The sequence below is a fragment of the Bacillus sp. ABA4_010 genome (genome assembly GCF_056159105.1).
This window is the reverse complement of the sequence record NZ_JBSWUN010000003.1, coordinates 2,294,982-2,308,138: the sequence shown is the minus strand read 5'-3', so window position 1 is coordinate 2,308,138 and position 13,157 is coordinate 2,294,982. Positions and strand designations below refer to the sequence as shown.

The window sequence follows — 13,157 nt, the reverse complement described above, 5'->3', positions numbered from 1 at the left end:
AAGGAAGAAACCATCACTTTCATATAAAGGTAGTTTTCCTTATTAATCCTAAATACCTATATTGTGGTATAATAAGGAAAAAGCTTGTATGGTGGAGTGGTACTATGGCATACACAATCCCTGAGACAATTCGATCCACTGCTACTGCAGGAGAAAGGTTGCTCTTTCGAACATTAAAAACATATTTACCTGAAGATTATATTATTTATTATGAACCTGAAATTCACGGGCGGCGTCCGGACTTTGTCATTATCGCCCCGGATCTCGGGTTATTAGTGCTGGAAGTAAAGGATTATACGAAAAATACGTTATTCCAAATTAATCACGATGAGTGGACGCTCATCAATTCTGCCGGTGAGCAGACAAAGACGAAAAGTCCGTTGAAACAAGCGAAGGAGTATATGTTCCATATCGTTGATGCTTTAAAAAAAGATAAAAATTTAATTCATTTGGAAGGGAATTATCAGTTTCATTTAAAGTTTCCTTATGGATATGGTACAGTCTTTACCCGCTTATATCAAAAAGACTTTATTAAAGAGGGATTATATTCGGTTATTGAACCACACCTTTGTTTTGCAAGGGATGAAATTGACCCGGATCATGAAGCCTTTTCTGAAGAGAACTTATTTGAAAAAATCTGCAATATGTTTACCGTTCCTTACCGCCTGCGGACACCATTAACGAAGGAAGAAATGGACTCAATTCGTTATCATCTTTTCCCAGAGGTGAGAATTAGTGCGGAATTTAAGCAACCTGTTCCTTATCAAGACCAGCTTCTTCTATCACTACATGACATTAAAACAATGGATCTACATCAGGAAAACTTGGCAAAACAAATTGGGGATAAAAATCGGTTGATTCGTGGAGTCGCTGGCAGCGGCAAAACATTAATTTTAGGAAGCCGGGCCAAAATCTTGGCAAAGGAGCATCCGGAGTGGAAAATTCTTATTCTTTGCTACAACATTTCACTCGCGCGGAATATAGAACTGATGATTCATCATATGATGCATGAGCCGGACAGCTTATTCGATTTTACAAATGATGATCAAGCAGTAGCGTCTAAATCCCATAATATTGCAGTGCGTAACTTTCATTCATGGCTGAAAAACGATTTGAAAATTTCAGATAGGGATATTCCCTCCTTGCTGGAAAAGCTGAAAAAGAAAGAAGCTATTCTACCGATGTACGATGCGATTTTAATTGATGAAGGACAGGACTTTGAATCAGAATGGTTCCAGCTAGTCAGCGAGCTCTTAAATCCTGAAACGAAATCACTACTGCTTGTAGAAGACCGCGCCCAAACGATTTACAAACGAAAGCGGTCATACGCCCAAGACACAGGCTTAAGCTTCCAAGGTCGATCGAAAATATTAAGCATCAACTACCGAAATACGGCACAAATCGTCAAGTTTGCTTGGGATTTTTACCAGTCCCATTCTACCTTGAAAAACAAAGTCGTTACCCGCGAGCATGAAGGAGAAATCATCGCTCCTCAAAGCACGAGGAGAAAAGGTCCGGAGCCAGCCATCGTTAAAACGGACAGCTTCTTTAAAGAAGCCAAAATCGTCGCCAAACAAATTAAAAAGCTGAACGAACAACGAAACGTTCCACTGTCAGAAATCCTTATTTTGTACCGCGTCAAAAAGACATTTAAAATGAGTTATATCGACGTTTTAAAACGAGCTCTTGAAGACGAACAACTCAACTACTATTGGCTTACGGAAAACAATGAATCCAAGCGCTCCTTTGAAAAAGAAGAAGACTCCGTCAAAATCAGCACCATCGACAGCAGCAAAGGTCTCGACTTCCAAGCCGTCTTCATCGTTAACGTAGACAACATGCCGTTTGCGTTAGAAGAAGATAAAGAACGTGAAGCTTCCTTATTATATATTGGGATGACACGAGCGAAAGAGTATTTATGTTTGTCTTATTCGGGGGAGTCGGAGTTTACGAAGTATTTTGATGAGGTTGTGGAGAAGCGGAATGAGGTTGTTAGGAGTAAGGGGATATTAGGTTAGATAACGTTGAATAATCGTACCATGATTTGGTTAGAGCGTAGGAATCAGCTATTTTTTAGAGGTGATAGAATAATGAAAGCTGAAATATTTAGAAATGAAATTATTAGACTTAAAAATGAAGCGAAGGTAAAAAGGCTTCCGTACATTGATATTGTCTCCGGTGACGTTCATAGAAATGTTGGAGGATATCCATCATCGAACCATCGAATGCCAATTTGCTGTGATGTGATGTATTCGATGAAAAAAGAGGATGATGAGATTATCTCGGCACCACCTAAAGGGAAAGGTGCGACATTGCAAATTAGATACCATCTGAAGGATTGATAAAATGTTAGAAAACGGTGGAAACTCAATGGAAGAAATATTAGAAAAGATACTTAAATTCAGAAGAGACCGGGATTGGGAAAAGTTTCATACTCCAAAAGATCTGGCCATATCACTGTCGCTTGAAGCAAGTGAATTGCTAGAAAACTTTCAGTGGAAAGACAGTGAAGAAGCAGTGAAAACAAAAACAGAAGATATTAAAGACGAGTTAGCAGATGTCTTCATTTATTCCCTGCTTCTCGCCCATGATCTTAATGTAGACGTAAAGGAAATCATCGAAAGTAAAATCCAAAAAAATGAGATGAAGTATCCTGTTGAAAAGGCATTTGGCAACAATAAGAAATATACCGAATTATAGAGCGTTTCATCATACATAAGGTGGATGGATACTTAGTTGCACGGTAGGGGAAAGGATGAAGGAAATGATTGTGTATGAAGCGACTAAGGATGAATTTTTAAGTGATGTATTCGAAGATCAACTGGTTGATAATATTTGCCGGAACTACAATGATAAAATTGGCCGTATTAACAAAAGTGAGGTTAGAGCCTGGGATAATTCGATGCAATATATGTACAGAGTGTTAAGTGACCAGGAAATTCCAAGCAATGCGGGTGTTGCGATTGAATTTAAAATTCCTCACACTTCTAAAAGAGTCGATTTTTTAATCTCTGGCAGGGACCAGCATGCAAGCTCTGTTGTCATTGTGGAGCTGAAACAATGGGACAGCATCGAAAAAGTAGAAGGAAAAGAAGCCATTGTGAAAACGGCGATGAACCGGGGCATTGTAGAAACAACCCATCCTTCCTATCAAGCGTGGTCTTATGCAGCTCTCATTAAAGATTATAATGAAAATGCCCAGCAGAAACAAATTGAATTTTACCCATGTGCTTATTTACATAATTATATTCATGTTAACGATAAAGACCCATTAACGGATAATGTATATCAATACTACCTTGAAAAAGCTCCTGTATTTGTGAAAGGCGATGCGGGCAAGCTTCGTTCATTTATTAAACGATATATTAAATTTGGTGATAATAAGGAAGCGATTTATCAAATCGAGAATGGAAGAATCCGACCATCGAAATCACTGCAAGACTCCCTGAAAAACATGCTGAAAGGCAATCAAGAGTTCATTATGATTGATGATCAAAAAGTTGTATTTGAAACAGCAGTTCAACTGACAAAAGAGGCAGTGAGAACAAATCAAAAACAAGTATTGGTGGTGGAAGGCGGTCCGGGAACAGGGAAATCAGTATTGGCTGTTAATTTACTTGTTGAGCTGACCGCTCAAAATCTTGTCTGTCAATATGTCACCAAAAATGCGGCCCCTCGCAAAGTTTATGCGCGAAAGCTTAAACAGGATTTTCGCAAAGGTCATATTGATAATCTTTTTACTGGATCGGGTAGCTATATAAATGCTCCCGCTGACGAATTTGATACCTTGATCGTAGATGAAGCCCATCGTCTTAATGAGAAATCGGGACTATTTCAAAATCTTGGCGAACATCAAGTAAAAGAAATCATACATGCTTCAAAACTCGCTGTCTTTTTTATTGATGAACATCAAAGGGTTACTTTAAAGGATGTTGGCAGTATGGAATCAATCGAGCGGTTTGCGAATTTTTATGGAGCAAAAGTGACGAAGACGAACTTGAGTTCTCAGTTTCGTTGCAGCGGCTCTGACGGGTATTTAGCATGGGTAGATGATGTGCTGCAAATTAGAGAAACAGCCAATTCAGATTATATCGGCAGCAACTATGACTTTCGTGTCTATTCAGATCCAAGTGAATTACGACGGGAGATAGAAAAATGGAATAAAGTCAACAACAAGTCCCGATTAGTTGCTGGTTACTGCTGGAATTGGACGAAAGAAGGAAAGAATGATTCAAATTTTCATGATGTCGTCATTCCAGAGTATCATTTCGGAATGAGTTGGAATCTAGGAAACTCTGAAACATGGGCAATCGATGAAGAATCAGTGAAGGAAATCGGCTGTATCCATACATGTCAAGGACTTGAATTTGATTACGTAGGAGTCATTATCGGCGATGACTTAATTTTCAAGGACGGACATGTACAAACAGATTATACAAAGCGGGCCAAAACGGATAACTCCCTTAAAGGATTAAAAAAGATGCTGAAAGAAGAACCGGAAAAAGCCAAAAAGCTCGCAGATGAAATCATCCGGAATACGTACAGAACATTGTTGACAAGAGGACAAAAAGGCTGTTTCATCTACTGCACAAACAAAGAGCTGGAAAACTATTTTAAACAAAGGGTTCAAGACATACAGCATACTTATGGAGTAAATGAATTCTTTAAGTCGGAATTGGTTGTGGCGGAGGAGGACGGAGATTATTGACTTCTACGCAGGGGGTGGGAGTCAAGGGTTATTTTTACAATTCTTAAAAAATAATTATTTTCGCGGTAGGCATATTTTTTTACTTTCATGTACATATAAAAACAATATTCCTCTCTCAGCCTATTCCCTTCATTTCTACCATATGTTAGATTAAATATGAAAATCCAATCAAGAAATTAGACGATTTAAGCACTGAGAGGAATGAATTCAATGAAAAAAACAGTAAAAGTAGTAGGAGCCGTATCTGTAAATGAGCAAGGCGACATTCTTTGCGCTCTACGTTCCCTAGAAATGTCTTTACCCAACCTATGGGAATTTCCAGGCGGAAAGATCGAAGAAGGGGAGCAACCGGAACAGTCTCTGATTCGCGAAATTCAAGAGGAGCTAGATTGCACAGTGGAAGTGTATGAACTCATTGAAGATGTTGTTCATGAATATCCAAATGTAATTGTGAACTTACTTACATACAAAACAAAAATCGTTCAGGGAACACCAACAGCGAAAGAACATGCTGAATTAAAATGGGTGCCCCTCCAAGAGCTTCGCTCGTTAGAATGGGCACCTGCTGATATTCCGACGATTGATAAGTTGTTAGCGGATAAAGTCGGTATATAAATCTTCTGGCACGGGTTGATGTAAACGCCATTTAATACTCATAGGATTGTCGCCGTAGCTAGTGATATAGTCGACTTCGCCTAAGTAGGTGAATGGCAGCGTCATCCCGTGCATATTATCGAATTTTCGAATGAAGAGGTGGATATGAATGTCTCTTTCTTTATGATGAATGAACTCTTTTCCACGTTCTGATTTGTGTGAGGTTTGGTTTTGACTTTGCCAATGAAAATGATGTTGATCAATGAAATAGTCTTTATATAATAAATGTTCTTCGACGTTTTCTGATTTATTTAAGTTTACAAAGAGTAAGTAGTGGTTGCCCGTTTTACTGACACCTTCCCTCCAGGAACCTTCTTGTACACCCGCTTCGAATAAGTAAATCAAATCATTCCTCGTATAGTTTTGATAAAGTGATAGTTTTTCTCCTTTTGATAAGAAACGATTTGCTTGATATGTCCGTCTAAATTCAATAATGCCGTAATCAATACGATCTTGTATATATGCTTTTAGCTCGGGATCTGCTACTAATTTTTCAATGACTGGATTTAAGATGAAGGTATTGTTTTCCACTTCTCCAAATGTCCATTGTTGCTTTTTATACGTCGTACATAAGCGAACCATCGATTGATGTAGTAGGCTTTCATGACTTTCTAGGTGGACCTTTGTCGCAAAACGTTTTTCAAGCTGCTTCACAATATCTTCGTACGTAACAGTTCGCTGTTTGAAAGCAACCTCTAAAATGATTAAATCATATGGCCATTTAATCGGCATTTGCTGTTCAAGTCGCTCGAGCAATTCCATCATGAGGGCATTGTCTAAAATACGTTGATCTAATTCATTAACGTCCTTCATTTTTTCTTTTGTTTGTACCCATGATTTAAATTTATAAATAAAGAAAGTGAAGCTAGGGGACTGTTCAGCATATAAAAAATCCAAAATTTCTGGCGAACGGCCCAGTTCATTTTTAAATTGTTGGTAAAGTGATTTTAGCATGTCCACTGCATTCATTTTAATTGAATCAATTTTATCTAAAATTTGCTTTTGTGAAACAGGATCTAAGTCTACATAAGAGCCCGCTGGTAAATCAGCAAATTCATGTGTAATGGCGACTCGCAGTGAATCTTTATCAAAGGCCTTATGGTTAATTTGACCGGAAAGTGCTAATGGGACAACAAAAGATTTTTCATAGTTTCCAATAAAGTCTAATACGGTTACAAATTCTTTCCCATCGATTTTACGTAAGCCGCGTCCAAGCTGCTGAATAAAAATGGTGGAAGACTCTGTTGGTCGTAAGAATAGAATAAGGTTCAAGCTTGGGATATCAATTCCTTCATTAAAAATATCTACGGTAAAAATCATTTGCAACGGATCGGTTTCATCTTCTAGTTTTTTCACAATCGCTTCACGATGAGCAATACTGTGCTCACCTGTTAAAAAGGTAGTGTGAAAGCCTCTTTTATTGAACTCTTCACTCATATACTTAGCGTGCTCAATGTTAGAGCAAAAGCCAAGTCCAATCATTCGGTCTCCTTGATAACCGTACGTATCAATCATTTCAATAATAAAATCTGTTCGTTTATTTGTTTTCAATGCTTGAACGAGTAAATCTTCGTGAAATATCCCATTTCTTAAAGGGATGCTGCTGTAATCTACCGTTTCATCTGTTACACCAAAATAATGGAATGGAGCCAATAGCTTTGCTTCTAATGCGTCACGTAAACGAATTTCATATACGACATTATGATCACATAATGCCAACACATTTCTGCCGTCCATTCGTTCAGGTGTTGCGGTCAATCCTAGCAAGAAGTTTGGTTCGAAATACTCTAGTATTCTCTTATAGGTAGGTGCTTCTGCATGATGAAATTCATCGACAATAATGTAATCAAATTCATCCTTTGAAAATTGAGAAAGCGTATTTTCTTTATGCAGTGACTGTACAGTGCTGAATAAGTAAGGTTTGTCCCATTCTTTTGTCGTTCCTGTCAGTTTGCCAAACCAGCTATGCTGTGGAATGACTTGCTGGAATGTTTCAATGGCATTATCTAATAATTCCTCACGATGAGCGATAAACAGGAGTTTTTTCGGTTGAAATGCTTTTACATCAAATGCCGATAAATATGTTTTTCCTGTCCCAGTGGCAGCGATAATGACGCCGCGTTTGTTTCCATTTTCTCTCGTGATGCGTAAATTTTCTAATGCTTCTTTTTGCATTTGATTCGGTTGAAGGGACTTTAAGTTATAGCCACTCTTGTTTTCGGCTACTTTTAATGTTTGCTGCACATGCTTTTGTACCTTTTGCTGTGCTTTTTGATATTCGTCATACACCCTAATAAACTCTTCTGTCAATGGAATGGCTTCTGAGCTATCCCAGGCATGATTAAATGTTTTTTGTGCTTGATCAAAAACTGGCGTATAGGCGGTATGTGGAATTTTGACATTTAGTTCATGACCGTTAATTAAAGCAGAATGAGAAAGATTAGACGATCCAATAATGACCGTATGTAAACCGGAATTCCGATGAAACATATAAGCTTTCGTGTGAAAAGATTCTTTCTGATTGTCTAACACTTTCACTTCAACATTAGAAAACTGTAACAACTTTGCCAGTGCTTTAGCTTGTGTAATTCCCATATAAGTAGAAGTAATAATTCGAACGGGAATATCTTTTTCTTGTAATTGTAATAATGGCCGTGTGAGTAAATGTAAGCCAGACTCACGAATGAAGCTCACCATAAAATCTACACGATCCGCTGTTAGCATTTCATATTTTAATGTTTTAAAGAAGTTTTTAATCGAATGTTTTTCATTATGAATTAAATCCAGTCGAGACAAATATAAGTCATCGTTTAGCGGCATATGCTCGTTGTTCGTAGAGTATGTAATCATGGAAAGAGGAAGTGAAAAGGTCTCATCCTCTTTTGAGAGCGCATTGGAAAGTTTTTGGGCCATTTGAATGACTTTATCGTATTGCTCATTTTTAATTAACCTATTAAATCGATCACTCAATTTATTTGCTGTATGTAAAATGAGTGTTTCAGTATATTCTTTTGGAGATAAGCGCTGAATTGCTTTTGTGTCAGGGTATTGTTTGTTTTCAATAAGTAATTCTTCGAAAAATCCATTTTTGTTCGTCAACTATATCACCTTATTTCTATGTATGATCTATGTTTACTATATCAAAAGAAATAGATAAAACGGAGATTTTTCTTTTATTTTCCATGTGTAAAGAATAGATTAAGAGATACTATCAACTCTTTTTGAGAACGTATGTTTCTTTTTTTGTGTTGTAATAACACAAAATATGGTAAAATAAAAATTGAAGGGACCATGAATATAGGAGATGATAGGATGTCTCAACAATCTTGGACTGATCGTGAAGTTGAATTATTAAAAGAAGTGTACGGTTCAATGAGTGTAGCAGAGCTGATTCAGCATCATTTTCCTGATAGAAAGGCATCGAGTATCAAATACCAAGTTGAAAAGTTAGGGTTGGGTGATAAGCCATATTGGAGTGAAGAGGAAATTCAGACGTTAAAAATATTAAAAAGGAATCTTGTTCCTAATCATTTAATTGCTGAAATTCTTAATCGAAGTAAAGGTTCTGTCATTAATAAAGCATATAAATTAGGTTTTACAGTCGATTCTAGAAAAGATTTTATCGATGATGAATTTGTTGATATGCACACCAAACTTTTAAATCTTGATAGTAGAGCTGTTGGTACGATGAATGAGTATTATGTGAAATTGAAGCTGGTATCTGAAGGTTTTGACCTTTTCATTCCATATATGAATAACCATAAAACGGATTTACTTCTTTTATCATGTTCGAAGGTTGCTAAAATTCAAATAAAATCAGCAGTTTATGATAAATCACATAAACGTTTTCGTGCTAACTTACGAACGAAAAATGGGAAAGGTGAGTTTATTGATTATAAAAGTGCGGATGTTGATTTCTTTATTGTAAAATGCAATGGCATCGAAGAATATTACGTTATCCCTTACTCATCCTTTCATCGTACTTCATCAATTTACTTATATCCACATCGAAAAAAACTAGAGTTATCAGGTAAAGTAGATTACGAAATCTTCCGCAATGCGTTTCACTTAATAAAAGAACACTTAAAGTAGGTGCGTGTATGGAGAAGGAAGTATTGATAAATAAGGAAATGGCAGGTTTGAAAGGTAGAAAATCTTGGAGCGAATGGGAAGTTGATGTGTTAACGATTTTGAAGAAGAATTCGGTGAAAAAAGAGTTAATTGCGAAGGTGCTGAACCGAAGTTCGGATTCAATTCAGAATAAGCTAAGTGAAATGGGTTTAAAAGCAGATTTTTTTCAAAGTTTTGACGATAGCGAATACGTTGAAGAACAGCAACGCTTTAATCAACTTGATAAAAAAATAGTAGGAACCATTAATGAAGATTTAGTGAAAATAAAATTGTCTATGGAAGGATTTGAAGTTTACACTTCCTTTATGGATAATCATAAAACTGATATCGTGGTTTTGTATCAGGGATCTCCTATCCGTATTCAAGTAAAATCAGCCGGGTATGATACATCAATTAAAGGTTTTCGTTCATACTTATACACGAAGGATCAAAGTGGAAATCGTATTGAGTATAACGAAGAGGATGTTGATTTTTTTATTGTGAAATGCAACGGAATTGAAGAATATTACGTTATCCCATATCTTGCAGGGAAATCAACTTCATCTATTCGTCTTTATCCGCATCGACATAAAGTACGAAATAAAAGGGATTTTGAGATTTATCGGAATGCGTTTCATTTGATTAGAGAGTATGAGATATAAAATATGTAATGATCTTTGTTTGTGTTATGCTGAAAAGAGGGTTTCATTTTCTATTGCGAGGTACAGAAAATCAAGCATCTATGAAACGAACATACATGTAAATTCGTTTATAGTTGTTGTAAAGTACTGACTATATGAGTTAGTGCTTTTTTCTTTTATTCTAGATTGGTATAATTTTCATAAAGTATACAGTATTTTATAAAATCAAACCTATGTAGTGTTTATACAGGAAAGGAGAACATTTCATGCCCATTTATAATAAATTAGTACGAGATCGCATTCCTGAAATAATAGAGAAAACAGGGAAGGAATACCGAAAAAGCGTGTTAAGTGATGATGAATATATAACCGAACTGCGTAAAAAAGCGCAGGAAGAATTACATGAATACATAACGAGCCAAACAAGTGAAGAAGCGATTGAAGAGCTGGCGGATTTGTTGGAGGTTGTTCATGCTCTTGCTGCTGCACACGGTTCTTCTCTAGAACAGCTTGAAGAGGTTCGGAAAAGGAAAGCAGCAAAACGCGGGGGATTTCAGGAGCGGATTTTCCTGATTGATGTGGAAGATGAGTGATGTTCAGCTCATTACAAGCCGCTTAGGTGGGCATTTACAAGAAGCAATCGAACGGTCAGACAGTATTTATATTTTGACATCATTTGTGATGGAGTCAGGGGTTAAATGGCTAGCGTCTTCCTTGCACGCTGCTTGTGAAAGAGGTGCAGAGGTGAAAGTATTAGCGGGCGATTATTTGCATGTGACGCAGCCGAAAGCCTTATCGCGGCTGTTAGCTGTTCATCCGAAAGTTGAAGCACGCCTTTGGCAAAGCAACGGACAATCCTTTCATCCGAAAGCGTATTTGTTTCAGCAAAAAAACAGCGGTACTTTTATCGTCGGTTCGTCTAATCTATCTGCATCTGCACTTGTGAATGGGGTGGAATGGAATGTACTAGTCAATGATGAAGCCGCTGATACATTTGAATATGCGCTTACGGAATTTATGGAGCTGTTTTACCATGAACAAACGATTCCATTGAATCATGAAACCATTCAGCTTTATGAGCAATCCTATAACGTGTATCATCAGCAGCATCCTCAATTAGTGCGAACATGGACGGAAATAGAAGAAACGGACTTAATGCTTCCAGCTGAGGACAAACAGGCACAGCCAGCAGCGGTAATGGAAATGCCAGCTGCATATGGAAAAATCCAGCCGCGCCAAGCCCAGCAAGCGGCACTTGAGGCATTACTTACTACATATGAAGAAGGCTATAACAAAGCAATGGTCGTCATGGCAACAGGCTTAGGAAAAACGTATTTAGCCGGCTTTTTTGCGGAAAGATTTTCTCGTGTTTTATTCGTTGCTCATCGGGAAGAACTACTGCACCAGGCGAAGGCTTCGTTTCGCACGATTATGCCTGAGCGTTCAGGAGGCCTTTATTATCAGCATAAAAAAACAATGGATACAGACTTTGTGTTTGCCTCTGTTTACACCTTGAGTATGGAAAAGCACTTGCATTGTTTTAGCCGTGATAACTTTGACTTAATTATTGTCGATGAATTTCATCATGCCGCAGCGGCTACATATCAAAGAGTGATTGATTATTTTCAGCCGAAGTTTTTGCTAGGGATTACGGCAACACCCGACCGAATGGATCAGAAGGATGTGTACGCCCTATGTGACGGGAACGTTGCGTATCAGCTTCACTTTATTGAAGCGATTCAAAAGGGCTGGTTAACGCCGTTTCGCTATTTTGGTGTGTATGATGAAACAGACTATTCGAGTCTTACATGGCTTGGACAGAAGTACGATCAGCGGGAGTTGTTAGCTGTTCAGCTTCGTGAAGATTTTGCCGATAACATTTTTCAGGCGTGGCTAAAGCATAAGCAAACAAGAACGCTTTGTTTTTGTTCTTCTATCCAGCAAGCTAATTTTCTATCAGATTTTTTTCGGGAAAAGGGCTATTATACTGTCAGTTTACATTCTAAAACCGTCGGAGTATCACGAAGTGAGGCCATTCAACAGCTGAATGAAGGACGCTTGGATGTTATTTTTACAGTGGACCTTTTTAATGAAGGAGTCGATATTCCGTCCGTTGATACATTATTGTTCGTAAGGCCGACGGAGTCCTTAACCGTATTTACTCAACAGGTAGGGCGCGGTTTGCGTTTACATCCCGGGAAGGAATATTGTACTATTATTGATTTAATCGGAAACTATCGAAATGCTGATGTTAAGCTGGGTTTATTTCAGCTTGAGGCAGGGGAGAAGAAGAAAAAGGCAGAGGTGGCTGCAACAATTCCCGCAAACTGTGAAATCCATTTAGAAATAGAAGTGATAGATCTGCTGGAGGAGCTGGCGAAAAAACGGCAGCCGCGCAAGGAAGTATTAAAGCAGGCATACTTCAAGCTGAAACAAGAACTTGGCCGCAGACCGACGTATCTTGAACTGCATTTATATGGTACAGAGATCTCCAAAGCGTATTATCAGGAGTTTAAATCATACATCGGTTTCCTATATTGGGAAAAAGAGTTAACTGAACATGAACAGGAAGTGTTTCGTAGGCATGAGCATTGGCTTGTAGAAGTAGAAAAAACCGGTATGACGAAGAGCTATAAAATGGTGTTGCTTCTTTATATGCTGCAGCGTGGACCAAAGAATTGGTTCAAGACCGTGACACCACAAGAAGTCGCTCCATTTTTCCATCACTATTTAACGGAAACAGAATACCGCAAACGCATTGATTTTTCCGATAAATCATCAAAGCTGCTGTGGGAGTATGATGAAAAGAAAGTGAGCAAATTGATTGCTGATATGCCGATGACGAAGTGGAGCGGGAGTTCGAAAGGGTTGATTAATTTTGAGGGCGGCCGGTTTGTTATTTATCTTGATATTGATGAAAAGGATCAGGAGACGGTTTATCAGTGGACAAAGGAAATATGTGAGTATCGATTGCATCAGTATTTTGAGCGGAAGGCATAAGAGCTCTTGAGGAATGTTTCCTTGAGAGGTTGTTTGTTGAGAAG

The 13,157-nt window shown here is 37.9% G+C and carries 10 protein-coding genes; 9 read left to right on the top strand and 1 reads right to left on the bottom strand.

Features of this window, described 5'->3' with window-relative positions; translation table 11 throughout:
• Positions 1 to 104: 104 nt before the first annotated feature.
• From ACXAEO_RS12720 to ACXAEO_RS12700, 5 genes are all read left to right on the top strand, one after another.
• Complete coding sequence (locus tag ACXAEO_RS12720; RefSeq protein ID WP_474881492.1) at positions 105 to 2,018, top strand: 3'-5' exonuclease; 1,914 nt, start codon at positions 105 to 107, stop codon at positions 2,016 to 2,018.
• Positions 2,019 to 2,090: 72 nt separating this feature from the next.
• Positions 2,091 to 2,342 (top strand): hypothetical protein, encoded by a 252-nt coding sequence (locus tag ACXAEO_RS12715; RefSeq protein ID WP_474881490.1) that lies wholly within the window; start codon positions 2,091 to 2,093, stop codon positions 2,340 to 2,342.
• A gap of 28 nt (positions 2,343 to 2,370) precedes the next feature.
• Positions 2,371 to 2,700: a nucleotide pyrophosphohydrolase gene (locus ACXAEO_RS12710; RefSeq protein WP_474884134.1), complete on the top strand. Its 330-nt coding sequence runs from the start codon at positions 2,371 to 2,373 to the stop codon at positions 2,698 to 2,700.
• A gap of 64 nt (positions 2,701 to 2,764) precedes the next feature.
• Entirely contained in the window at positions 2,765 to 4,708 is a 1,944-nt protein-coding gene (locus tag ACXAEO_RS12705) for a DNA/RNA helicase domain-containing protein (protein WP_474884132.1), read from the top strand.
• 210 nt (positions 4,709 to 4,918) lie between these two features.
• Positions 4,919 to 5,323, top strand: a complete 405-nt coding sequence (locus ACXAEO_RS12700) for a (deoxy)nucleoside triphosphate pyrophosphohydrolase (RefSeq protein WP_474881488.1) — start codon at positions 4,919 to 4,921, stop codon at positions 5,321 to 5,323.
• On the opposite strand, the gene ACXAEO_RS12695 is transcribed toward ACXAEO_RS12700, so the two are convergent.
• Positions 5,300 to 8,461 (bottom strand): DUF3427 domain-containing protein, encoded by a 3,162-nt coding sequence (locus ACXAEO_RS12695; protein WP_474881486.1) that lies wholly within the window; start codon positions 8,459 to 8,461, stop codon positions 5,300 to 5,302. The genes ACXAEO_RS12700 and ACXAEO_RS12695 overlap by 24 nt on opposite strands.
• A 213-nt stretch (positions 8,462 to 8,674) precedes the next feature.
• On the opposite strand from ACXAEO_RS12695, the gene ACXAEO_RS12690 reads away from it, so the two are divergent.
• The 4 genes from ACXAEO_RS12690 (at position 8,675) to ACXAEO_RS12675 (ending at position 13,113) form a co-directional block, all read left to right on the top strand.
• On the top strand, positions 8,675 to 9,454 hold the full coding sequence (locus ACXAEO_RS12690) for a group I intron-associated PD-(D/E)XK endonuclease (protein WP_474881484.1): 780 nt from the start codon (positions 8,675 to 8,677) through the stop codon (positions 9,452 to 9,454).
• A gap of 8 nt (positions 9,455 to 9,462) precedes the next feature.
• The gene (locus tag ACXAEO_RS12685) at positions 9,463 to 10,134 is read left to right on the top strand and encodes a group I intron-associated PD-(D/E)XK endonuclease (protein ID WP_474881482.1); all 672 of its coding nucleotides are present in this window, start codon (positions 9,463 to 9,465) and stop codon (positions 10,132 to 10,134) included.
• Positions 10,135 to 10,379: 245 nt separating this feature from the next.
• Complete coding sequence (locus tag ACXAEO_RS12680) at positions 10,380 to 10,706, top strand: pyrophosphohydrolase domain-containing protein (protein ID WP_474881479.1); 327 nt, start codon at positions 10,380 to 10,382, stop codon at positions 10,704 to 10,706.
• Positions 10,699 to 13,113 (top strand): DEAD/DEAH box helicase family protein, encoded by a 2,415-nt coding sequence (locus tag ACXAEO_RS12675; protein ID WP_474884130.1) that lies wholly within the window; start codon positions 10,699 to 10,701, stop codon positions 13,111 to 13,113. Before ACXAEO_RS12680 ends, ACXAEO_RS12675 begins: the two co-directional genes overlap by 8 nt.
• Positions 13,114 to 13,157 lie beyond the last annotated feature (44 nt).

Bases quoted from the DNA above. Each gene is read 5' to 3' on its own strand.
- ACXAEO_RS12675 (WP_474884130.1), top strand. From the start codon at position 10,699: ATGAGTGATGTTCAGCTCATTACAAGCCGCTTAGGTGGGCATTTACAA.
- ACXAEO_RS12720 (WP_474881492.1), top strand. From the start codon at position 105: ATGGCATACACAATCCCTGAGACAATTCGATCCACTGCTACTGCAGGA.
- ACXAEO_RS12710 (WP_474884134.1), top strand. From the start codon at position 2,371: ATGGAAGAAATATTAGAAAAGATACTTAAATTCAGAAGAGACCGGGAT.
- ACXAEO_RS12715 (WP_474881490.1), top strand. From the start codon at position 2,091: ATGAAAGCTGAAATATTTAGAAATGAAATTATTAGACTTAAAAATGAA.
- ACXAEO_RS12690 (WP_474881484.1), top strand. From the start codon at position 8,675: ATGTCTCAACAATCTTGGACTGATCGTGAAGTTGAATTATTAAAAGAA.
- ACXAEO_RS12705 (WP_474884132.1), top strand. From the start codon at position 2,765: ATGATTGTGTATGAAGCGACTAAGGATGAATTTTTAAGTGATGTATTC.
- ACXAEO_RS12685 (WP_474881482.1), top strand. From the start codon at position 9,463: ATGGAGAAGGAAGTATTGATAAATAAGGAAATGGCAGGTTTGAAAGGT.
- ACXAEO_RS12680 (WP_474881479.1), top strand. From the start codon at position 10,380: ATGCCCATTTATAATAAATTAGTACGAGATCGCATTCCTGAAATAATA.
- ACXAEO_RS12700 (WP_474881488.1), top strand. From the start codon at position 4,919: ATGAAAAAAACAGTAAAAGTAGTAGGAGCCGTATCTGTAAATGAGCAA.